Source organism: Salipiger bermudensis (assembly GCF_019801965.1).
Lineage (GTDB): Bacteria > Pseudomonadota > Alphaproteobacteria > Rhodobacterales > Rhodobacteraceae > Salipiger > Salipiger bermudensis_A.
Genome location: NZ_JAHVIA010000009.1, coordinates 178,793 through 199,788 on the forward strand (window position 1 = coordinate 178,793; position 20,996 = coordinate 199,788).

Here is a 20,996-nt window from a genome sequence, read left to right on the forward strand (position 1 = left end):
CACATGCAGGCCACCCGTCCGAATGACGGCTCCGAGCCGGTCATCGCCATTGTCGATGACGATCCGCAGGTGCGCGAAACCCTGTCGGCGCTGATGAAGGACAGCGGGTTCGCGGCGGTCTCCTGTGCCGATATCGACGCCTTTCACGCGCTCGGAGACCCACCGCCCGTGGACCTCGCGTTGATCGACCTGCGGCTTCGGGGCGAGTCCGGGCTCACGCTGGCAATCCATCTGCGCGAGCGCCACGAGATCCCCATCGTCATGCTGACCGGCGTGGGCGACGAGATCGACAAGATCATCGGGCTCGAGACCGGCGCGGACGACTACCTGATCAAGCCTTTCAACCCGCGGGAACTGGTGGCGCGCATCCGGGCGGTTCTGCGCCGGTACGGCCATGCTTCCGCGCGGGCGGTGGCGCCGGGCAAACGGCAGATCGCGTTCGGAGAAAAGCGGATCGATCTCGACGCGCGGCGTCTGCTCGATGGCGCCGGCGAAGAGGTGCCCCTGACCAACGCCGAATACCGCCTGCTGGAGTTTCTCGCCCGCAATCCCGAACGGGTGGTCCCCCGGGAGGAACTTCTGGAGGCGCTGGGGGCCGACACGCAACGCTATGTCGACCGCACGGTCGACGTGCTGATCCTGCGCCTGCGCCGCAAGATCGAGCCGGTGCCCGCCAAGCCGGTGCATCTGCAGACCCGCCGGGCCCGCGGCTACGTGTTCCATCTGGCCGCCGGATGACGTGGTTTCGCGACCTTGGCGTGCGGGTCCGGCTGTCCGCCGCGCTGGCGGCGATGTTCGCGCTCATGCTGTTGGTCAGCGTGATCGGGGTGCGGGTCCTCGATCGCACCGAGATCTGGATGAATGTGCTGCATCGCGACACGCTGACCGAGGTCGCCGCCGCCATGGACCTGTCGCGGGACGCCTCCGATCTCGCGACGTCGGCGCCGTTCCTGTTCGCGCTCTTCACGCCCTTCCAGCTGGAACAGGAGGTCGCCGGGGTGATGGCGAATCTGGACCGCGTGCGCGGGTCCTCGGCCAACGATCCCGCGCTGGAGCTGCCGCTGGCGCGCTTGGGGATCGCCATCGAGGATCTGGCCCAGGCGCTGCTGCCGCAAGGCGCACGGCGGGCGGAGCTGGGTGCCATCGACCGGAATCTGGTCCGCCTCAACGCCCGCAGCAGGCGCATGGCACAGGATGAGCTGTTGCCGCTGCCGGAACGGCAGGACTGGAGCGCGCTCCAGCAGCTGACCGCCGTCGCCCTGGGCGCGGCACGGGCGGAGGAGTTGATCGAGCTCGGCGGGTTCGCCCGCGATTTCCAGCGCCAGAGCGCGCGGCTTGAGGCCACGCTCGGCGATGCCCCGCGCGACACCTTCGACGAGATCTCCGGGACCGTGACGCGCGCGACCGGGCTGTTCGTGCTCAAGCACGGTGATCTGTCCGCCCGGCTTGATGCCGAGAATGCCCTGTTCCGCATCCGACAGGAAACCCGCCGGGTCAGCGCCTTTGCCGAAACCAAGGTGGCGCAGGCCGAGGACCGCCTGTCCCGTGCCCGTGCCGCGACATCGAACACGTTGGCCTTCGCGCGCAATACCTTTCTCGCGTTGATCGTCGCGAGCCTTGTCGTGGCGGTGACCTCCTCGATCTACGTGTCGCGGCACGTGGCAAGCAATCTCGAGCGCATCTCCGGCGCGATGCGGCGGCTCGCTGCGGGAAACCTGCGGGTGGAACTGCCCGATCCGCCGACATCCCGCGACGAGATCGGCCAACTGTTCGCAGCTTTCGGCGTGTTCCGGGACAACGCCCGCAAACTGGACCGGCGCACGGCGCAGATGCGACAGCAAAATGCGCTGTTTTCACGCGTGTTTCAGAACATAAAGGATGGCGTCGCGGTAGAGGCAGCGGACGGTCGGATCATCGCCGAGAACGGCAATCTCAGGCACCTGCTCCGCCTGCCGCCCGAAAAACAAGGGGCATCCGATCGAATGAGCGACCTGATCGCTGCCTCCCCCTTCTGCCAGGGAGCCGGGGGAGATGAGCGCGGCGGCTTCGAGGAATACGGTGATCCCGATGGAAACGTGATCGAGATACACAAATCGCCCCTGCCTGACGGCGGCCAGGTCTGGCTGATCTCCGAGACCACGGAACGCAAGCGCATGGAGGCTCGGCTGGAGGCAATCCGCCGGGTCGAGGCCTTGGGCAAGGTCTCGGGCGAAGTGGCGCATGATTTCGGCAATATCCTCTCGAGCATCTCCGGCAACCTGCACCTGCTGGAGCAAGCCGAACCGGAGCGTCGGCGCGATTTGCATGGACGGCTCGGGGCCGCGGTCGATCTGGGAACAAGCCTCACCGAGCGGCTCTTGGCCTTTGCCCGCAAGCAGCATCTCGCGCCGCAGGTCACGGATGTGTCGGAACTTGTGACCGGCATGGCGGATCTTCTCGAAATCGCCATCCCGGAGCAGGTCTCGCTGATCGTGGACGTGCCAGAGGCCCCGGCGACCTGTCTCGTCGATCCCGGCCAGCTTGAAAGCGCCATCCTCAATCTGTGCATCAATGCCAGCCAGGCCATTGTCGCGACAGGTGCCGAAGCGGGGCAGATCATAGTGTCAGTGAAAGCCCGCGACATGGTCGAGGTCGCGGTGCGCGATAGCGGGTGCGGCATGTCCGAAGATGTGTTGCGCCACGCGACCGATCCTTTTTTCACACGAAGGCAAGATGGCGGCGGCACTGGCTTGGGGCTGTCGATGGTCGACGGCTTCGTACATCAATCTGGAGGTCGGCTCGACATCGAGACAGCGACCGAACCCTCACTCCGTGGGACGACGGTTACCCTGTTCTTCCCGCGACAGTGTGATCCGAGGGGGAGCTCGTCGCCCGGCAGTCCAAGGGCCGCACTGGTCGTCGATGATGATCCGGCAGCGCTCGCGCGATCCTGCAGTATCCTGAAAGGGCTCGGGGCGGATGTCATTCGCTGCGCGTCCTATGCGGAGGCGATCGTGGCCTTGACGGAGCTCGAGCATCTCGACCTGATGTTGGCCGATCTTTGGCTTGACGACGGTTTCAGCGGGCGCGACCTGATCGACCAGGCGCGTGGCATCTTCCCTGATTGTCGTTTCGCGCTTATGTCCACACGCCGCGCACCATCGGATTTGCCTGGGACTGTTGCGTTCGTTGCGAAGCCTGTCACTGAAGAGCCCTTGCGCGAACTCTATTCCGCCGATCTTCGGGAGACACTTGGCGCACATTCATCATGACGGTGACCTGCCCCCCCGCGAGTCCCTCATTCATAACGAGAGTCTGCTGGTTGGATTTTGGTATCCGGGTTCAGGTGCGGACTCTCATAGTGCGATCATGTGGTTGACGGGTCCGTTTCTGAGCACTACGGATCCGGCATGGAAAACTCGATGATCATCGCAATGACCTGGTGGCTGGCCTCCTGACAAGGTGGCCGGATATCCAATCACATTCCGAGGCCGCCGCATGGGCGGCCTTTTGTTTTCCAAGCTTCCCGATGCGCCGCCTCACGTTTCATGAGAAGACGCAAATGACCAGACCAACCATTCTGACCGGCGACCGCACAACGGGGCCGCTTCACATCGGGCACTATGCTGGCTCGCTGGCAAACCGGCTGCGATATCAGGACAGCCACGAACAATTCCTGCTGCTGGCGGACACCCAGGCGCTCACCGACAACGCCCACGATCCGGAGAAGGTGCGGCGCAGCGTGATAGAGGTCGCGCTGGATTACCTGGCCGTGGGCATCGACCCCGCGCGCTCGACGATCTGTCTGCAATCGCATCTGCCGGCGCTGGCCGAGCTGTCGATGCTCTACCTGAACTTCGTCACCGTCGCCCGGCTCGAGCGGAACCCTACGATCAAAGACGAGATCCGAGCGCGCGGGTTCGGGCGCGATATTCCCGCCGGCTTTCTGTGCTATCCTGCGGCACAGGCCGCGGACATCACGGCGTTCAAGGCGACCATCGTTCCGGTCGGCGAAGATCAGGCCCCGCTGATCGAACAAAGCAACGAGATCGTACGGCGCATCAACGCAACGGCGGGCCGCGCCGTGCTGCCGGAGGCCCGGGCGGTCATCCCCAAGGCGGGCCGCTTGCCGGGTGTCGACGGCAAGGCCAAGATGTCGAAATCCGGCGGCAACGCCATCGCGCTGTCCGCGTCGCCCGACGAGATCCGCCGCGCCGTCAGGGCGATGTTCACCGATCCCGACCATCTGCGCGTCGAAGATCCGGGCCGCGTCGAGGGCAATGTCGTCTTCACATATCTCGACGCCTTCGATCCGGACCAGGAGGGGCTTGCCGCGCTCAAGGCACAGTACCGGCGCGGGGGTCTTGGCGATGGCAAGATCAAGGCGCGGCTGGAAGCGATCCTTCAGGAGCTCGTAGCGCCCATTCGTGACCGCCGGGCAAAGCTCGCGGAGGACCGGGCGTACATCTTCGATGTGATCAGGGAGGGCACGCAACGGGCACGCGAGCGCACTGAGGCGACCAAGCGTGACGTGGTGAGCGCATTGGGTCTGTTCGAGCTGTAGATACGCAGAGACGGGCGATCCGGGCAAGGATCCGGGTCACCCGTCCGACTGTCCGGCAGAGCCCCTTGGATCAGGGCGACCTACAACTACCGGAGGACGGTCTAGCGGCCGCTCAGGGGGGTGCCATGCGCGCCGGAGCCGGGGATCGTGTGGCCGTGGATCGACGCGCCGGCGCGGCGCCACGAGAGGTTCTGCGAGGCGGCTCAGTCGTTCCTGGAGACGTGTTGCAGAAGCCCTTGGCCTCCCATCTCGATATCATAGCGGATGCCCGCCTCGGCGGCCTCGGCATCGCCGCTCTTCAGCGCTTCGATGATGCGTTCGTGCGGATGCGGGTGCCAGTCTGAGGGCACGCCTGCATCATAGAGGTGCGACAGGATTGGGCCGCAGCGCACCCACAAATTCTCGACCAGATCATAGGTGATCGGCAGATGGCCAGCGCGGCAGAGCGCCAGGTGGAACTCGGTGTTCAGGTGAACCGCATCCGCGAATGACTTGCGCGCGTGGCAATCGGAGATGCCGGACTGGATGTCCTCCAGTTCCTGAAGCTCGCCCGGGGTGATGCGCCGGGCCGCGGCGGCCGCCGACTTGCCTTCGAGATCCATCCGGATGCTGCGGATCTCGAGCAGCTGCTCGAGGCTCAGTGACGGAACGTAGACCGTACCACGCTCGTCGAAGGCCATGGCGCGTTCAAAGACCAGCCGCAGCAGTGCCTCGCGCATCGGTGTGAGCGATATCCCGAAACGCTGCGATAGCGGACGCAGCCGGAGCCGTTCGCCAGGCGCGAGCTGGCCGCGCATAAGGGCATTTCGAATCGTTGTATAGGCACGGTCGCTAAGGTTCTCGCGTTCGATCGGTTTTGCCCAATCATTTGATAAGTCTGACATATTCCGCCCTCCGCCTGCGCCGTCCGTCAGCCGATGAGATTTTTCGGCTTTACTGTTATAACAAATAAAATATAACCGACTCATTGGCCAGACCTAGTTTCCGGCCACCCGTATCGGGAGAATACGGGACATCTGGAGGAGATCATAATCGATGCTTGCGTTGCGCAAGACACGTGCCGGGATAGGTGTGAGCCTCGTCTCGACCAGCTTCTGCGGCCCGGGTCCGGGCCGGGGCGAGGTCGAGGTGGCGGTGCAGGCCGCAGGAATCTGCGGCAGCGACCTGCACGCGGTCGCCTGGGACCCGAGCTACGGCTTCATGGAGCCACTGCTTCCGCTGACCCTCGGCCACGAGTTCGCCGGCACCGTCACTGCGACTGGAGAGGGCGTGAGCCGGGTCGCGACTGGAGACCGCGTGGTGTGTTCGCCGACGCTGACCTGCGGGCAGTGCGAGGGCTGCCGGCAAGGGCGCCCCTCGGCCTGCGAGGCGCGGCAGATCGTCGGGTTGCATCGAGACGGGGGCTTTGCCGAGCGTGTCCGGGTGCCCGAGAGCGCGCTGCACCGGTTGCCCGGCGCCGTCGACTTCGAGCGCGCCGCACTGGCAGAGCCGCTGTCCATCGCGGTGAACGCGGTCAACGTGGCCGAGGTCTCGGCAGGGGATCGCGTGCTGGTGCTCGGACCGGGACCGATCGGGCTGGCCTGCGCCTTCGTGGCGCAGGAGCACGGCGCCAGGGTGCTCCTGGCGGGGCTGCGCGATGCGACGCGGCTGCGGATCGCGCGGGAGATGGGCGTCGAGGCGGTTGTGGATCTGGCCGAGAGGCCGCTCGATGCCGCGCTTGCCTCCACGTTTGGCGGTCGCTGCGACCGGGTGATCGAGGCCACCGGGGTCGCGGCTTCGGTGGGGCAGGGGCTTCGGGCGCTGCGTCCGGAGGGGATCTTCGTGGCCGCCGGGATCCACGCGGCGCCCTGCGATATCGACCTGTCGCGCTTCGTGCGGGAGAAAAAGCAGTTGCGCGGCGCCCATGACACCACGCCCGCGGCCTTTGCGGAGGCCATCGCGCTGCTCGAGCGGCGTGGCGACGCGCTGGCACATCTCATCACCCACACCCTGCCGCTCAGCCGGGGCGAAGAGGCCTTTGCCCTCGCCCGGGATGGTGCGGCGATGAAGGTGCTGCTGCACCCCGAACCCTTGGGAGGACAGACCACATGACCGAAACGACGCGCGCCGTGATCGCGGATGGGGCAGGGGGCCCGGAAGTGCTGCGGGTGACCGAGATCCCGCGTCCCGTACCCGGCCCCGGCCAGCTGCTGATCGAGGTTCACGCCGCCGGCATCAACCGGCCCGACGTGATGCAGCGGCAGGGCAATTACCCGCCGCCGCCGGGGGCAACGGATGTCTTCGGCCTCGAGCTTGCCGGCGTCGTGGCGGGGCTTGGCGCGGGGGTTGAGGGCTTTGCCATCGGCGACCGGGTGATGGGGCTGGTGCATTCCGGCGCCTATGCCGACTGGGCGCTGCTCGATGCGCCGATCGCCATCCCGGTGCCCGAGGGCATGAGCATGGCCGAGGCCGGGGCGGTGCCCGAGACGTTCTTCACGGTCTGGTCCAACGTCTTTGAGCGCGCCGCTCTGCAGCCCGGCGAGACGCTGCTGATCCATGGCGGCACCTCGGGCATCGGCACCACGGCGATCCTGCTGGCCAAGGCGCTCGGCTCGACGGTCATCGTGACCGCGGGCAGCGACGAGAAATGCGCCGCGGCGCGGGCGCTCGGCGCCGATCACGCGATTAACTACCGCACGCAGGATTTTGTCGCCGAGGCGCGCAGGCTCACCTATGGCAAGGGGCCGGACGTGATCCTCGACATGGTGGGCGGGCCCTACATGCAGCGCAATATCGAGCTGCTCGCCGCGGACGGGCGGATCGCCCAGATCGCCTTCCAGCAGGGCAGCAAGGCCGAGCTCGACCTACTCCCGCTGCTGATGAAGCGCGGCACCATCACCGCCTCGACGCTGCGCGCAAGGCCGGTGGAGATGAAGGCCCGGCTCGCCCGCGCCCTGACCGAGCACGTGGTGCCGCTTCTGGCCAGCGGCGCGGTGCGCCCGCCGGTCGATTCCACATTTCCCCTCGCCGATGTCGCTAAGGCCCATGCCCGCATGGATAGCAGCGCGCATGTCGGAAAGATCGTTCTTCTCATGAAACCGGAGGCCTGAGCCATGACCGTCATGGACCATCCCACAGCCAACACCACCGGCGCGCACGTCATGGCCGCCGCCCTCGCGCGGCACGGCGTGACCGAGATCTTCGGCCAGTCGCTGCCCTCGGCGCTGATCCTCGCCGCGCCGCACTATGGCATCCGTCAGGTCGGCTACCGCACCGAGAACGGCGGCGCCGCGATGGCCGATGCCTATGCGCGGGTGTCGGGCCGGGTCCCGGTGGTGACCGCGCAGAACGGCCCGGCTGCGACGCTGCTGGTGCCGGGGCTGGCCGAGGCGCTCAAGGCCTCGGTGCCGGTCGTCGCGATCGTGCAGGACGTGCACCGCAAGTTCACCGACAAGAACGCCTTTCAGGAGATGGACCATGTCGCGCTGTTCGGCGGCGCCTCGAAATGGGTGCGCCGGGTCGCCGACGTGGAGCGCATCGACGACTATATCGACATGGCCTTCACCGCCGCCGCCTCCGGGCGGCCGGGCCCGGCGGTTCTGCTGGTGCCGCTCGACGTGCTCGACGAGCGCCCGGAGCTGGCGCCCGACGCGCCGCGCCGGCAGGCCGATCTGGGGCAATGGCCGCTTGACCGCATGGGCGCAGATCCGGCCCGCGTGAGCGAGGCGGCGAAGCTGCTCGCCGGGGCGGAACGCCCGGTGGTGATCGCCGGCGGCGGGGTGCATGGCTCGCAGGCCGTCGCGGCGCTGGGGCGCCTGCAGGAGCTGGGTCTGCCGGTGGCAACCACGGTGATGGGCAAGGGCGCGGTGGCCGAGACGCACCCGCTGTCGCTTGGCGTCGTGGGTTACTTCATGGCGCCCGGCGCGCGCGCCGCGCATCAGCGCGAGCTGGTCGCGGAGGCGGATGTGGTGCTGCTGATCGGCAACCGCACCAACCAGAACGGCACCGACAGCTGGTCGCTCTATCCACAGGGCGCGCGCTATATCCATATCGACATCGATGGCGGCGAAATCGGGCGCAACTACGAGGCGCTGCGGCTCAAGGGCGACGCACGGCTGGTGCTGAGCCAGCTCTGTGAGGCGCTCGAGGCGCAGGACCTCTCGGCGATCCACACCCGCCGCCCGGGCCTTGAGGCCCGCATCGCGGAGGGCCGCGCGGCGCATGAGCGCGAGATCGAGGGCCTCATCGACTGGGATGCCGCGCCGATCCGGCCCGAGCGGCTGATGCGCGATCTCGACACGGTGCTGCCCGAGGACGCGGTGACCGTGGCCGATGCGAGCTATTCCTCGATCTGGATTGCCAACGGACTCACCGCCCGGCGTGCCGGCCAGCGCTTTCTGACCCCGCGCGGTCTGGCGGGGCTGGGCTGGGGGCTGCCCTTCGCGCTTGGCGCCAAGGCGGCGCGGCCCGAGGCGCCGGTGGTGTGCCTGACCGGCGATGGCGGCTTCGGCCATGTCTGGGGCGAGCTCGAGACCGCGCGGCGGATGAAGCTGCCGGTGGTGGTGATCGTGCTCAACAACCAGATCCTCGGCTACCAGAAACATGCCGAGCTGAGCCTCTTCGGCGATTACACCGACGTGGTGCATTTCACCGCAGTCGATCACGCCGCGATCGCCCGTGCCGTGGGCTGTGAAGGCGTGCGGGTGGAGACGCCCGATCAGTTCCTGCCGGCGCTGGAGGAGGCGCTCGGCAAGGCGGAGGTCACCGTGATCGACGTGGTCACCGACGAGAGGGCGCACCCGCCGATCACCGTTTTTCAAGGCAAGGAGGCGCTCGACTACTGAGCGTCTGAACCGGGCTGGAGGGCCCGACATCAGGGAGGAAGACTTATGACACTGAAGACATTGCTCACCGCCACCGCGGTCTCGGCACTGGTCGCCGGGGCGGCGCAGGCCGATGTGAAGTTCGGCGCGCTGTTCCCGTTCTCGGGCGGCCTCGCTCTGCTTGGCGAAGAGAGCTTCCGCGGCGTCGAGCTGGCGGTCGAGGAGATCAACGCCGCCGGCGGCATCCAGGGCGAGCAGATCGACCTGGTGCGCGGCGACGCGGTCGACAACAACCAAGCCATCGGCGAGGCCCGCCGCCTGATCAGCCGCGAGGGTGTGAAGGCGATCCTCGGCACCTATTCCTCGTCGCGCTCGATCGCCGCGAGCCAGGTGGCCGAGCTTTCGGGCATCCCGTATTTCGAGCTTGGCGCAGTGGCCGACGAAGTCACGGGCCGTGATCTGCAATACCTCTTCCGCACCAACCCGACCGCCGAGACCATGGGCATCATGACCATCGACATGATCCTCGACGAGATCGCGCCGGGGCTCGGGGTCGAGGCCACGGATCTGGTGATCGGCGTGATCCACGAAGACAGCGCCTATGGCACCTCGGTGGCCGGCCACCAGGAAGAGTATGGCGCCGAGAAGGGGCTCAACATCGTCACCGTGCAGGGCTACCCGAGCTCGACCGTCGACATGTCCTCGCTGGTGCTCGACCTCAAGGATCGCGGCGTGAACATCGTGCTCCAGACCTCCTACCAGAACGACTCCGTGCTGTTCCTGAACCAGTCGGCGGAGGCCGGGTTCGAGCCCGATGCCATCATCGGCGGCGGCGGCGGCTACTCGCTGACCGCGACCGCAGAGGCGGTGGGCGATCTGATGGAGGGTGTGCTGGATGTAGATTTCACCCAGTATGCAGTGAACACCGAGTTCACGCCGGGGCTCGAGGATTTTCTCGTCGCCTACCAGAACAAGTATGGCGAGGATCCGCGCTCGGGGCATTCGCTGAACAACTACGTCGGCGCCATGGCGGTGCTCGAGGGCATCGGCGCCGGCGAGGGCTTCGAGCCCGACCAGATCGTCGCGGCGGTGCAGGCCATCGACATCCCGGCGGGCGAAACCGCGGCAGGCTACGGTGTGCATTTCGGCGATCACAACCAGAACGACCGCGCCATGATGATGGGTATGCAGTGGCAGGGCGGCAAGCTCGTCACCGTCTATCCGCGTGACGCCGCTGTGGCCGAGTTCCAGATCGGCGACTGACGCCACCGGGCCGGGCCGCGCGCCTTTTCGCGCTGCGGCCCGGCGTGACCTTCCTCCGGAGACGCGCGAGACATGGACACCTTTCTTCAGATTGTCGCCAACGGGCTGATGCTCGGCGGGCTCTTCGCCATCGTGGCGGTGGGGCTCACCCTGATCTTCGGCATCGTCAAGGTGATCAACTTCGCCCACGGCGAGTTCCTCATGGTCGGGATGTACCTGACCTTCCTGCTGAGCACGGGCATGGACGTGCATCCCTACCTGACCGCGGCCGCGGTGGCGCCGGCGCTGTTCGTGCTGGGGGCGCTGACCCAACGGCTGCTGATCCAGCCGCTGATGTCGGCGCGCGACGAGCACGTGCAGATCTTTGCCACGGTGGGCCTCTCGACGGCGCTGATGAACCTCGCGCTGCTGGTCTTTGGCGCCGACATCGCCAACACGCCGGCCCATGGCGTGCGCTCTCAGGTGATGCTGGGCGAGGTCCGCATCCTGACTGGGCAGCTCTGGGTGTTCGGTGCGGCGATCCTGCTGGTCATTGGCCTGCAGCTCTTCATGAAGAAGACCCGCACAGGCCGCGCCATTCGCGCCACGGCGCAGAACCGCGCCGCCGCCCGCCTCATGGGGATCAACGACAAGTTCATCTACGTGCTGACCTTCGGCATGGGCGCCGCCTGCGTCGGGCTCGGCTCGTCGCTGATCGCGCCGCTCTACCCGACCTCGCCGACCATCGGCACCTACTTCGTGCTGATCGCCTTTGTCTGCGTGGTGCTGGGCGGGCTCGGCTCGATCCCGGGCGCCTTTTTCGGCGCGCTGGTGATCGGCCTCGTCGACGCGCTCTCGGGCTTCTACATCGGCTCCGACCTGCGCGAGGCGGTGGTGTTCACCATCTTCCTGCTGATCCTCATCCTGAAACCGTCGGGCCTGTTCGGGACCCGCATGAACCTGAGCCACGTATCGCCATGACCGAGACGACCTCCATGACCCAAGCCTCCGGCGGAGGCCTCTCCGCCCAGAAACTGGGCCTGATCGCGGTGGCCGTGCTGCTCGCCGGCCTGATCGCGGTGCCCGTCGCGGTGGGCGACCAGTTCGTCTACCACATCTTCATCACGATCTGCATCTTCGCGGCGCTGTCGACCGCGTGGAACATCGTCGGCGGCTATGCCGGGCAGCTCTCGCTCGGGCACGCGATCTTCTACGGCATCGGCGGCTATGCCGGGGTGATCCTCGTCAATCTCGGCATCTCGCCGTGGTTCGGCATGTTCGCCGGCGCCGCCGTCGCGGTGGTTGCGGCCATCGTCGTGTCGTGGCCCTGCTTCCGCCTGCACGGGCCGTTCTTCGCGCTTGCGACCATTGCGTTCCTCGAGGTGTTCCGCGTGCTCGCGCTGCATTTCCGCGAGCTCACCGGCGGTGCGACGGGTCTGATGATCCAGCTCAATATCGGTTGGGAGTGGATGGTCTTCCGTGAGCGCTTCCCGGCGCTGCTCATTGCCTTCGGCATGCTGCTGGTCTGCCTCGCGGTGGCCTGGGCGATCCGTTCGCACCGGCTCGGCTTCTACCTCGTGGCCACCCGCGAGCGCGAGAGCGCGGCCAAGGCGGCGGGCGTCGGGACCGTCAAGGTGCGGCTGATGGCGGTGAGCATATCGGCGGCGCTGTCGGCGATGGTGGGCACGTTCCACGCCATGTACCTGACCTTCATCGAACCGGAGTCGATGTTCTCGCTGCAGTTCTCGATCCAGATCGCCATGTTCGCGCTGATCGGCGGCATCGGCACCGTCTGGGGGCCGCTCCTCGGCGCGGTGCTTCTGGTGCCGATCACCGAGTTCGCACGCGGCGCGCTCGGCTCCGAGGCCATCGGCCTGCACGGCTTCGTCTATGGCGTCGTGCTGATGCTGGTGGTGCTGTTCCTGCCCAACGGCATCATGGGCGTGGTGCATCGCTTCACCTCGGGCTCGGAGAAGGCCGAAGGCGAGCAGGCCGCGCCGGTCGCCGCTGCGCCGCGCTCGGCGGTGCCTCACGAGGCGGGCCGCGAGGTGATGCGCGTCGAGGGGCTGCAGAAGCATTTCGGCGGCCTGCACGTGACCAACGACGTGGGCTTCACCCTGCGAGAGGGCGAGATCCTCGGGGTGATCGGTCCGAACGGGGCCGGCAAGACCACGGTGTTCAACATGCTCTCGGGCTTTCTGAAGCCGGATCAGGGCCGGGTCTCGGTGCTGTCTCCCTCGGGCGAGTGGCAGGAGCCGGCGTCGCCGGCGGATTTCGCAACGCTCGGGGTCGGTCGGACCTTCCAGATCGTCCAGCCCTTCGCCGCGATGACCGTGGAAGAGAACATCATGGTCGGCGCCTTCCACCGCCATCCGCATGTGGGCGATGCCCGCGAGGCGGCGCGCGAGACGGCGCACCGGATGGGGCTTGGCCCCTATCTCAACGCCGAGGCCGCGAGCCTGACCATCGGCGGCCTGAAGCGGCTCGAGGTGGCGCGCGTCATGGCGATGGAGCCGCGCATCCTGCTGCTCGACGAGGTCATGGCGGGCATCAACCAGACCGACGTGCGCCGCGCCGTCGACCTGATGCTGTCGATCCGCGACACCGGCGTCAGCATCATCGCCATCGAGCACGTGATGCAGGCGGTGATGTCGCTGTCGGACCGTGTCATCGTCATCAACTCGGGCCAGATCATCGCCCAGGGCGACCCTCAGGAGGTGGTGCGCGACGAGCATGTGATCGAGGCCTATCTCGGGAAGGAGTTCACCCATGCTTGAGGTCAAGAACGTCGATGCGGGCTATGGCTCGACGGTGATCCTGCAGGACATCTCGCTGCACGTGGAGCCGGGCGAGGTGGTCACCATCGTGGGCGCCAACGGCGCCGGCAAGACCACGCTCCTGCGCACCATCTCGGGTCTGGTAAAACCGCGCACCGGCTCGATCACCTTCGAGGGCAAGGACATCACCAAGCTCGAGGCGCATGACACGGTGGATCGCGGCATCACCCTGATCCCGGAGGGGCGGCAGCTCTTCCCGGACATGACGGTGCGCGACAACCTGTTGATGGGGGCCTATTGCCGCCACGCGCGGGACTATCAGGACGACACGCTTCACGAGGTGCTCGAGCTGTTCCCTCGCCTGCGCGAACGGCTGGACCAGCACGCTTCGTCGCTTTCGGGCGGCGAGCAGCAGATGGTGGCGATCGCGCGTGGCATGATGGCGCGGCCCAAGATCCTGATGTTCGACGAGCCCTCGCTGGGGCTTGCGCCGATCATCGTGGCGCAGGTCTTCGAGGTTATCGCGCAGGTGGCGGCGACCGGCACCACGGTGCTGATCGTCGAGCAAAACGTGTTCCACACGCTCAAGGCGGCGGATCGCGGCTACGTGCTCGAGAACGGGCGCATGGTGCTGACCGATGATGCCGATGCGCTGTTGCAGAACGACCATGTCCGGCAGGCTTACCTGGGAATATGACGATGACTCAACGCGAGAAGACCCCCGCGCATCACGAGACGCGGGACAGCCATGCCGGGCGCCGGGTTCTGGTGACCGGCGCGGCCAAGGGCATCGGGCTCGCCATGGCCGAGGCCTTTGCCCGGCGCGGCGCCACGGTGGGTGTGCTCGACATCGATGCAGGCGAGGTCGCGGCGGTGGTGGCGGGGCTGCCCGGGACCGGTGTCGCGATGACCGGCGACGTGAGCGATTACGCCAGCCTGACCCGGGCCATCGCGCAGGCCGAGGCCGAGATGGGCGGCGCCTTCGACACGCTGATCAACAATGCCGGGATCTCGCCCAAACATGCGGGCGTGGCCCACAAGGTCTGGGAGATGGACCCCGACGAATGGCGCCGGGTGGTGGATGTGAACCTCACCGGCTCGTTCAACTGCGTCCGGGCGCTGACGCCGGCCATGGTCGATGCCGGGCGCGGCTGGATCGTCAACACCTCTTCGGTGGCGGGCAAGACCTTCTTTCCCATCGTCGCCTGCCACTACGCCGCGACGAAGTCCGCGATCATCGGCTTCACCAAGCATCTGGCGGGTGAGCTTGGCCCGTACGGCATCCGGGTGAACGCGCTGGCGCCGGGGCGGATCGCGACGCCTATGGTCGCGGGCGTGGCGCCCGAGCTGAACGAGGCCGAGGTGCGGCGCACGCCGCTCAGCCGCCTCGGCGAGCCGGCCGAGGTGGCTGACACCGCGCTTTGGCTGACCTCGTCTGAATCGAGCTTTGTCACCGGCCAGACGATCGACGTCGCCGGCGGCCTCTGCATGACCTGAAAGGACCGAGATGACCTTCATGAACTTCATCGGGGGCGCGCCGGTCGGCGCTTCCGAGACCAGCGAGAACATCAACCCGTCCGACACGGGCGACATCGTCGGGGCTTTTGCCCGTGGCGGTGCGGCCGAGGTGGACGCAGCGGTCGAGGCCGCCCGCTCAGCGCTCCCGGGCTGGGCGGCCTCGACACCGCAGCAGCGGCACGACATCCTGCGCCGCGCCGCCGACGAAGTTCTGGCCCGCGCCGCCGAGCTTGGCCGCGCGCTGTCGCGGGAGGAGGGCAAGACGCTGGCGGAAGGCGTGGGCGAGGCGACGCGCGCGGGGCAGGTGCTGGCGTTCTTTGCCGGCGAATGCCTGCGGGTCGGCGGCGAGGCGCTGCCCTCGGTCCGGCCCGGCGTCGAGGTCCAGATCGGCCGCGAGCCGGTAGGTGTGATCGGCCTCATCACGCCGTGGAATTTTCCCATCGCCATCCCGGCATGGAAGATCGCCCCGGCGCTGGCCTATGGCAACACTGTGGTGTTCAAGCCCGCCGATCTGGTGCCGCACTCGGCCTGGGCGCTGGTCGAGATCCTGACCCGCGCGGGGCTGCCCGAGGGCGTGCTCAACCTCGTCATGGGACCGGGGCGCAGCGTCGGCGCGCGCATCGCCGAGCATCCCGACATCGACGCGGTGAGCTTTACCGGCTCGGTCGGCACCGGGCGCGGCATCGCCCGCGCCTGTGTTGAGAGTGCCCGGATGAAGAAGGTGCAGCTGGAGATGGGCGGGAAAAACCCGCTGGTGGTGCTCGACGATGCCGATCTCGACCTCGCGGTAGAGACCGCGCTGCAAGGCGCGTTCTTCTCCACCGGGCAGCGCTGCACCGCCTCGTCGCGGCTGATCGTGACCGAGGGCATTCACGACCGCTTTGTTGCGGCCCTGTCAGAGCGCATGGCGGCGCTGAAGGTCGGCCATGCGCTCGAGGACGGCACCGAGATTGGCCCTGTGGTCGACGCCCGCCAGCTCGAGACCGACGAGAAATACCTCGCCATCGGGCGGCAGGAGGGCGCCGTGCTCACCGGCGGACGGCGGCTCGAGCTGGCGCAGCCGGGCTTTTATCTCGAGCCGGCGCTGTTCACCGAAGTCCGCAACGACATGACCATCGCGCGCGAAGAGATCTTTGGCCCCGTGGCCTGCGTGATCCGGGTGCGCGACTATGACGAGGCGCTGAGCACCGCAAATGACACCGAGTTTGGTCTGTCTTCGGGCATCTGCACGACCTCGCTGAAGCACGCGTCGCATTTCCGCGCCAACGCCGAGGCCGGCATGGTAATGGTCAACCTGCCGACCGCCGGCGTCGACTACCACGTGCCGTTCGGAGGCCGCAAAGGCTCGAGCTACGGCGCGCGCGAGCAAGGCGCCTATGCGCGCGAGTTCTACACCACAGTCAAGACATCCTACACGCTGCCATGACCCAGATCACCGGACATACCCGCCTTTTCGGCATCCTCGCCGACCCGATCGCCCATGTGAAAACCCCGCAGGTCATGGCCGAGGTCTTTGCCCGCCACGGTGTCGACGGCGTGCTCGTGCCGATGCATGTGACGCCCGATCAGCTGCCGCAGGCGCTCGACGGGCTGCGGGTGATGCGCAACTTCGGCGGCTTCATTGCCACGATGCCGCACAAGGCTGCGATGCTGGGGCTGTGCGACGCCATCGAAGGCGACGCCGCCCGCATCGGTGCGGTGAACTGCGTGCGCCGCGAGGAGGACGGGCGCATGATCGGTGCGATGCTGGACGGCATCGGCTTTGTCGAGGGGCTGCGTCAGACCGGGAAAGAGCTTGGCGGCACTCGGGTCCTGCTCGCCGGGGCAGGGGGCGCGGCCTCTGCCATCGCCTTCGCGCTGGCAGAGGCGGGCGTCGCGGCACTGACGATCCTCAACCGCACGGCCTCGAAGGCCGAGGATCTCGCGGAGCGGGTCTCGGGGGCCTACCCGACCTGCCGCGCCGAGGGGTGCAGCGTGGTCGCCGATCTGGGCAGCTACGACATTGTCGCCAATGCCACGTCGCTCGGGCTGCGCGCGGGCGATCCGCTGCCGCTCTCGCCTGAGGGGCTGCACGCGGGGCAGATTGTCGCCGAGGCGATCATGGAGCCCGAGGTGACGCCTCTCTTGGCCGAGGCCGCCGCGCGCGGGGCGCGCTGCCATCCCGGCCTGCCGATGCTGCGCTGCCAGATCGAGCTGATGGCCCGTCACATGGGCGCCATTCCGGGCGAGGCGCTGAAACGCGCCGCCGCGACCGGGGCGGCGCGATGAGCGAAGCCTTCGACTTCATCATCGTTGGCGGCGGCACCGCAGGCTGCGTGCTGGCGAACCGGCTCTCTGAAGACCCGCGCAAGCGGGTGTTGCTGATCGAGGCCGGGACCCGCCCGCTCAGCCCGTGGATCCCGATCCCCGCCGGGTTCTACAAGCTGCTGACAAATCCGAAGTTCAACTGGCGGTTCCAGTCGACCCCCGAGCCCGCCACCGGCAATCGCGCGATCGCCATACCGCGCGGCAAGGGGCTGGGCGGCTCGACCCTGATCAACGGCATGATCTACGTGCGTGGTCAGCCGCAGGATTACGACGGCTGGGCGCAGTCCGGCTGCACCGGCTGGGACTGGGACGCGGTCGAGCCGGTTTTTCGCCGGCTCGAGCGATATGCCGGCCCAGATCCCGACGGCGCACGTGGCCGCAGTGGCTTGCTCGATCTCTGCGAGGTGCAGGAGCGCCCGGCCATCGGCGAGGCCTTCCTTGAAGCCGCAGAGGCTGCGGGCCATCCGCGCAACCCCGATTACAACGGCTGCCGTCAGGACGGCGTGGGCTGGTATCAGGTGAACCAGAGGAACGGCCGCCGCGCGAGCGCCTATGCCGCCTATCTCGCTCCCGCGCGCAATCGCCCGAACCTCGAGATCCGCACCGGACTGCGAGTGACACGGATCGAGCTCGAGGACGGCCGTGCCAGCGGTGTCCGGGTGCAGGGCTCCGGTGGCGAGAGCGTCCTCAAGGCGCGCCAGGAGGTGATCTTGAGCGCTGGTGCGGTGCAGAGCCCGCAGCTGCTCGAGCTGTCGGGCATCGGCGACCCGGAGCGCCTGTCGCGGCTCGGGATCGAGACGCGAGTGGCGGCGCCACAGGTCGGCGAGAACTACTCGGACCATTTCTGCACAAGGATGAACTGGCGGGTGCGCCGCCCCGAAACCCTCAACCAGCTCAGCCGCGGGCCAAAGCTTGTCCGCGAGGTGCTGCGCTACCTGCTGTTCCGGCGTGGTATCCTGACCTACGGGACCGGGCTCGCGCACGGCTTCATCCGCACGCGTGAGGGGCTGGCGGGGCCGGATGTGCAGTTCTTCTTCATGCATGCAAGCTATGCCAACGCCGCCGAGCGCAAGCTCGAGCGCGCGCCGGGCATGACCCTTGGGGTCACGCAGTTGCGCCCGGAAAGCCGCGGTTCGATCCATGCCGGGTCCCCCCGCATCGAAGACCAGCCAGAGATCCGGCCCAATTTCCTCGCCACCGAAGAGGATCGGCGGGCGATGATCGATGGCATGATCGAGGGGCGGCGGATCATCGAGGCGGGGCCGATGGACGGCTGGCGCGATCACGAGATGTCGCCGGGGCCGGACTGCACCTCGCGCGAGGATTGGCTGGGCTTCGCGCGGCAGAACGGCCAGACGATCTATCACGCTGCGGGCACCTGTCGCATGGGAAGCGATGCGGGCGCGGTGGTCGATCCGCAGTTGCGGCTGCGCGGTGTCAAAGGTCTGCGCGTGATCGATGCCTCGGTGATGCCGACACAGGTCTCGGGCAATTCCCAGGCTGCGGTCTTCATGCTGGCGGAGCGCGGTGCGGATTTCATCCTCGGGGCGGCACAGTAAATTGACCATTGGCCCTGGCTTCGCTGACGCCTAGCCTAGGCTGATCGTATGTGCGCGCGCGACTTGAATCGCCACTCCCATGACCTGCGAGGGTAGGGCTGCCGGCGCGCGACCATATATATCCGAAGAATGGGAATTGTGTTGATCCCGCAGGTATCAGCGCTTCGCATCGGACGCGCTCTTCATCCTGGGTCCTGCGCGGCAGTCTAGAGGCTGTTGAACGCCCCCGTCAGGCGCCGAGATTGCCAAGCATCTTGTGCATGACGGCAAGGAAGGTCTCGTAATCCTGCGGCGGGATGTCGGCCAGCATGCGGGCCTCGCACTCAAGCGCGATGGCCAGGATCTCGGCATGGACCTCTTGCCCCTCATCGGTCAGCCACCAGCTGCGCCGGCGCGGATCGCTGCCGGCGGCGGCGTAGCTGGCGAGCCCGCGCGCTTCGAGCAGCTTGAGCGAGCGGCTGGCGGCCGCCTTGTCGAGCCGGATCACCTCGCAGATGCGGTTGGCGGTGATCTCGGGCTCGATGTTGAGCATCGCCATGACCCGCCAGTCGACGATGCCGAGGTCGAAATCGCGCCGGTAGATCGCCGAGGTCTGGCGCTGCCAGGCGCTGCTCACGGCGTTGAGCAGGAACGGCGCGTAGTGGTCGATGTCGAGGATACGGATCCCGGCACGGTCTCGGGTCGGGCTCGAGAGGCGGTCCATCGGCTTGTCGGTCACGGCGCGGCGGCTCCAGGTTCGGTCATGCGGCTGTCAGGTCATAATTCCTTTGCAGCAGGCTGTCACGGGTCGGCACCGGGTCGGCGGCCAGCAAACGCCGTGCCTTCATGTGGATCTTGGCGTTGTTGATGGTTTCGACGGCAGTCAGGCGCCCGTCGCGGAAGCGCAGCACCGCGCCATCCTCGAGCGTGACGCTGTCATCCGTGGGATCGGCAAGCCCCGCGATCTGCAGCTTCAGATCTGACTGGTCCGACCAGAACCACGGCACCGCGGCGTAGGGCGAGGCCGTGCCGGTCACGATGGTCTTGGCGATGGCGCGGGCGTGATCGGTGGCGGCCTGCACGCTCTCGAGCCGGATGCGGCGTCCGCTGCCGGCCTCGGGGAAGGCGGCGCAATCGCCAAGCGCGAAGATGCGCGGATCGCGCGTGCGCAGCTCGGCATCCACCGCGATGCCGTTGGCGATCTCGAGCCCGGCGGCCTCGGCCAGCTCGGTGTTGGGGCGCACTCCGGCGGCGAGCAATACGAGATCACCAGCGACCTCGGTGCCGTCGGCGAGGGTCAGCCCGGTCTCGGTGACCTCGGTCACGCCATTGCCGAGATGCAGCGCGGTGCCGAGCGCCTCGTGCAGGTCGCGGAAGCGGCGCGACATCTCCGGCGAGACCGCGCGCGCCATCAGCCGCGGCGCGGCCTCGGCGACGCTGACCTCGTGGCCCAGCCCCGCCGCCACGGCGGCGAACTCGAGCCCGATGAAGCCACCGCCGATCACCGCAACCTTGCGCGGACGATCAAGCGCGGCGCGCAGCGCGGCGGCATCGCCCAGCGTGCGAAGATCGAGCGCGCGGTCGACGCCCGGGAGGGCCGGGCGCAGGTTGCGCGTGCCGGTGGCGAGGATCAGGTGGTCGAAGGGCAGCGTCTCGGCGCCGATGCGGACGACCCCCGCCTCTCGGTCGATGGCGTCGACCCACTCCCCTGTCCGCAGGGTGATGTCCTTGGTGGCAAAGAAGCTCTCCGGCCGCAGCGCCAGCTTGTCGGCCTCGCCGGTCTTGAGGAAGGCCTTGGAGAGGGGCGGGCGCTGGTAGGGCAGCCCCGGCTCGCCGCCGATCAGCGTGATCGGGCCGGAATGCCCCTCCTGCCGCAGCGACATGGCGGCCTGCAGCCCGCCCTGTCCCGCGCCGATGATGATGACGCGCCCCCCGCTCACACCTGCTCCTCCGGCAGGTGCACGACCAGACCGTCGAGCGCCTCGCTCAGTGTGATCTGGCACGACAGCCGCGAGCGCTCGGTGACCTCGCAGACCGCGCTTTCGAGCATGTCTTCCTCGCCATCCATGCGCGCGCCCGTGGCCGCCTGCCAGTCTTCATCGACATAGCAATGGCAGGTGGCGCACATCATCGAGCCGCCGCACTCGCCGACGATGCCGTCGAGCCCGTTGGCGATGGCGAGGCTCATGACGCTGTCGCCGGGATCGCCCTCGAGCTCGGTGCGGGTGCCGTCATGGGCGACGTAGGTTACCTTGACCATGGGGTGTCT

The 20,996-nt window shown here is 67.7% G+C and carries 18 protein-coding genes; 14 read left to right on the forward strand and 4 right to left on the reverse strand.

The window, feature by feature from the left end:
• Positions 1–3 precede the first annotated feature (3 nt).
• The 3 genes from KUV62_RS19810 to trpS all read left to right on the forward strand — a co-directional run bounded on the left by KUV62_RS19810 (position 4) and on the right by trpS (position 4,543).
• The gene (locus tag KUV62_RS19810; protein WP_222605469.1) at positions 4–738 is read left to right on the forward strand and encodes a response regulator; all 735 of its coding nucleotides are present in this window, start codon (positions 4–6) and stop codon (positions 736–738) included.
• Positions 735–3,251 carry an ATP-binding protein gene (locus KUV62_RS19815; RefSeq protein WP_222605470.1) on the forward strand — a complete coding sequence of 839 codons (2,517 nt, stop codon included), beginning with the start codon at positions 735–737 and terminating at the stop codon, positions 3,249–3,251. The genes KUV62_RS19810 and KUV62_RS19815 overlap by 4 nt, the downstream gene beginning before the upstream one ends.
• A gap of 290 nt (positions 3,252–3,541) precedes the next feature.
• The gene (trpS, locus tag KUV62_RS19820; protein WP_222605471.1) at positions 3,542–4,543 is read left to right on the forward strand and encodes a tryptophan--tRNA ligase; all 1,002 of its coding nucleotides are present in this window, start codon (positions 3,542–3,544) and stop codon (positions 4,541–4,543) included.
• 203 nt (positions 4,544–4,746) lie between these two features.
• On the opposite strand, the gene KUV62_RS19825 is transcribed toward trpS, so the two are convergent.
• On the reverse strand, positions 4,747–5,427 hold the full coding sequence (locus KUV62_RS19825; RefSeq protein ID WP_222605472.1) for a GntR family transcriptional regulator: 681 nt from the start codon (positions 5,425–5,427) through the stop codon (positions 4,747–4,749).
• 151 nt (positions 5,428–5,578) lie between these two features.
• Here KUV62_RS19825 and KUV62_RS19830 point away from each other — a divergent pair, with 151 nt between their 5' ends.
• From KUV62_RS19830 to KUV62_RS19880, 11 genes are all read left to right on the forward strand, one after another.
• A complete protein-coding gene (locus KUV62_RS19830; protein WP_222605473.1) occupies positions 5,579–6,634 on the forward strand; it encodes a zinc-dependent alcohol dehydrogenase in 1,056 nt (351 codons plus the stop codon).
• A complete protein-coding gene (locus KUV62_RS19835) occupies positions 6,631–7,632 on the forward strand; it encodes an NAD(P)H-quinone oxidoreductase (RefSeq protein WP_222605474.1) in 1,002 nt (333 codons plus the stop codon). The genes KUV62_RS19830 and KUV62_RS19835 overlap by 4 nt, the downstream gene beginning before the upstream one ends.
• A 3-nt stretch (positions 7,633–7,635) precedes the next feature.
• The gene (locus KUV62_RS19840) at positions 7,636–9,366 is read left to right on the forward strand and encodes an acetolactate synthase catalytic subunit (protein WP_222605475.1); all 1,731 of its coding nucleotides are present in this window, start codon (positions 7,636–7,638) and stop codon (positions 9,364–9,366) included.
• Between the two features lie 45 nt (positions 9,367–9,411).
• Positions 9,412–10,608, forward strand: coding sequence for an ABC transporter substrate-binding protein (locus KUV62_RS19845; RefSeq protein WP_222605476.1), 1,197 nt, complete (start codon positions 9,412–9,414; stop codon positions 10,606–10,608).
• A 72-nt stretch (positions 10,609–10,680) separates the two neighbouring features.
• Complete coding sequence (locus KUV62_RS19850) at positions 10,681–11,568, forward strand: branched-chain amino acid ABC transporter permease (protein ID WP_222605477.1); 888 nt, start codon at positions 10,681–10,683, stop codon at positions 11,566–11,568.
• Positions 11,569–11,582: 14 nt separating this feature from the next.
• Positions 11,583–13,364 carry a branched-chain amino acid ABC transporter ATP-binding protein/permease gene (locus KUV62_RS19855; RefSeq protein WP_261395782.1) on the forward strand — a complete coding sequence of 594 codons (1,782 nt, stop codon included), beginning with the start codon at positions 11,583–11,585 and terminating at the stop codon, positions 13,362–13,364.
• A complete protein-coding gene (locus KUV62_RS19860; protein ID WP_222605479.1) occupies positions 13,357–14,061 on the forward strand; it encodes an ABC transporter ATP-binding protein in 705 nt (234 codons plus the stop codon). Before KUV62_RS19855 ends, KUV62_RS19860 begins: the two co-directional genes overlap by 8 nt.
• Positions 14,062–14,063: 2 nt before the next feature.
• Positions 14,064–14,861, forward strand: a complete 798-nt coding sequence (fabG, locus tag KUV62_RS19865) for a 3-oxoacyl-ACP reductase FabG (protein ID WP_261395783.1) — start codon at positions 14,064–14,066, stop codon at positions 14,859–14,861.
• A 10-nt stretch (positions 14,862–14,871) separates the two neighbouring features.
• A complete protein-coding gene (locus KUV62_RS19870) occupies positions 14,872–16,308 on the forward strand; it encodes an aldehyde dehydrogenase family protein (protein WP_222605481.1) in 1,437 nt (478 codons plus the stop codon).
• On the forward strand, positions 16,305–17,150 hold the full coding sequence (locus KUV62_RS19875; RefSeq protein WP_222605482.1) for a shikimate dehydrogenase family protein: 846 nt from the start codon (positions 16,305–16,307) through the stop codon (positions 17,148–17,150). Before KUV62_RS19870 ends, KUV62_RS19875 begins: the two co-directional genes overlap by 4 nt.
• Complete coding sequence (locus KUV62_RS19880; RefSeq protein WP_222605483.1) at positions 17,147–18,748, forward strand: GMC family oxidoreductase; 1,602 nt, start codon at positions 17,147–17,149, stop codon at positions 18,746–18,748. Before KUV62_RS19875 ends, KUV62_RS19880 begins: the two co-directional genes overlap by 4 nt.
• A gap of 229 nt (positions 18,749–18,977) precedes the next feature.
• Here KUV62_RS19880 and KUV62_RS19885 read toward each other — a convergent pair whose 3' ends face one another.
• From KUV62_RS19885 to KUV62_RS19895, 3 genes are read right to left on the reverse strand one after another with little or no spacing between them, the layout of a single operon-like run.
• Positions 18,978–19,466, reverse strand: coding sequence for a MarR family winged helix-turn-helix transcriptional regulator (locus KUV62_RS19885; RefSeq protein WP_222605484.1), 489 nt, complete (start codon positions 19,464–19,466; stop codon positions 18,978–18,980).
• 22 nt (positions 19,467–19,488) lie between these two features.
• Positions 19,489–20,667 (reverse strand): NAD(P)/FAD-dependent oxidoreductase, encoded by a 1,179-nt coding sequence (locus tag KUV62_RS19890; RefSeq protein ID WP_222605485.1) that lies wholly within the window; start codon positions 20,665–20,667, stop codon positions 19,489–19,491.
• Positions 20,664–20,987: a 2Fe-2S iron-sulfur cluster-binding protein gene (locus tag KUV62_RS19895; protein ID WP_222605486.1), complete on the reverse strand. Its 324-nt coding sequence runs from the start codon at positions 20,985–20,987 to the stop codon at positions 20,664–20,666. Before KUV62_RS19895 ends, KUV62_RS19890 begins: the two co-directional genes overlap by 4 nt.
• Positions 20,988–20,996 lie beyond the last annotated feature (9 nt).

Excerpts from the sequence above, each read along its gene's own strand:
- KUV62_RS19830 (WP_222605473.1), top strand. The coding sequence starts at position 5,579 with ATGCTTGCGTTGCGCAAGACACGTGCCGGGATAGGTGTGAGCCTCGTC.
- fabG (WP_261395783.1), top strand. The coding sequence starts at position 14,064 with ATGACTCAACGCGAGAAGACCCCCGCGCATCACGAGACGCGGGACAGC.
- KUV62_RS19810 (WP_222605469.1), top strand. The coding sequence starts at position 4 with ATGCAGGCCACCCGTCCGAATGACGGCTCCGAGCCGGTCATCGCCATT.
- trpS (WP_222605471.1), top strand. The coding sequence starts at position 3,542 with ATGACCAGACCAACCATTCTGACCGGCGACCGCACAACGGGGCCGCTT.
- KUV62_RS19875 (WP_222605482.1), top strand. The coding sequence starts at position 16,305 with ATGACCCAGATCACCGGACATACCCGCCTTTTCGGCATCCTCGCCGAC.
- KUV62_RS19850 (WP_222605477.1), top strand. The coding sequence starts at position 10,681 with ATGGACACCTTTCTTCAGATTGTCGCCAACGGGCTGATGCTCGGCGGG.
- KUV62_RS19895 (WP_222605486.1), bottom strand. The coding sequence starts at position 20,987 with ATGGTCAAGGTAACCTACGTCGCCCATGACGGCACCCGCACCGAGCTC.
- KUV62_RS19815 (WP_222605470.1), top strand. The coding sequence starts at position 735 with ATGACGTGGTTTCGCGACCTTGGCGTGCGGGTCCGGCTGTCCGCCGCG.
- KUV62_RS19880 (WP_222605483.1), top strand. The coding sequence starts at position 17,147 with ATGAGCGAAGCCTTCGACTTCATCATCGTTGGCGGCGGCACCGCAGGC.
- KUV62_RS19840 (WP_222605475.1), top strand. The coding sequence starts at position 7,636 with ATGACCGTCATGGACCATCCCACAGCCAACACCACCGGCGCGCACGTC.
- KUV62_RS19870 (WP_222605481.1), top strand. The coding sequence starts at position 14,872 with ATGACCTTCATGAACTTCATCGGGGGCGCGCCGGTCGGCGCTTCCGAG.
- KUV62_RS19855 (WP_261395782.1), top strand. The coding sequence starts at position 11,583 with ATGACCCAAGCCTCCGGCGGAGGCCTCTCCGCCCAGAAACTGGGCCTG.
- KUV62_RS19825 (WP_222605472.1), bottom strand. The coding sequence starts at position 5,427 with ATGTCAGACTTATCAAATGATTGGGCAAAACCGATCGAACGCGAGAAC.
- KUV62_RS19860 (WP_222605479.1), top strand. The coding sequence starts at position 13,357 with ATGCTTGAGGTCAAGAACGTCGATGCGGGCTATGGCTCGACGGTGATC.
- KUV62_RS19835 (WP_222605474.1), top strand. The coding sequence starts at position 6,631 with ATGACCGAAACGACGCGCGCCGTGATCGCGGATGGGGCAGGGGGCCCG.
- KUV62_RS19845 (WP_222605476.1), top strand. The coding sequence starts at position 9,412 with ATGACACTGAAGACATTGCTCACCGCCACCGCGGTCTCGGCACTGGTC.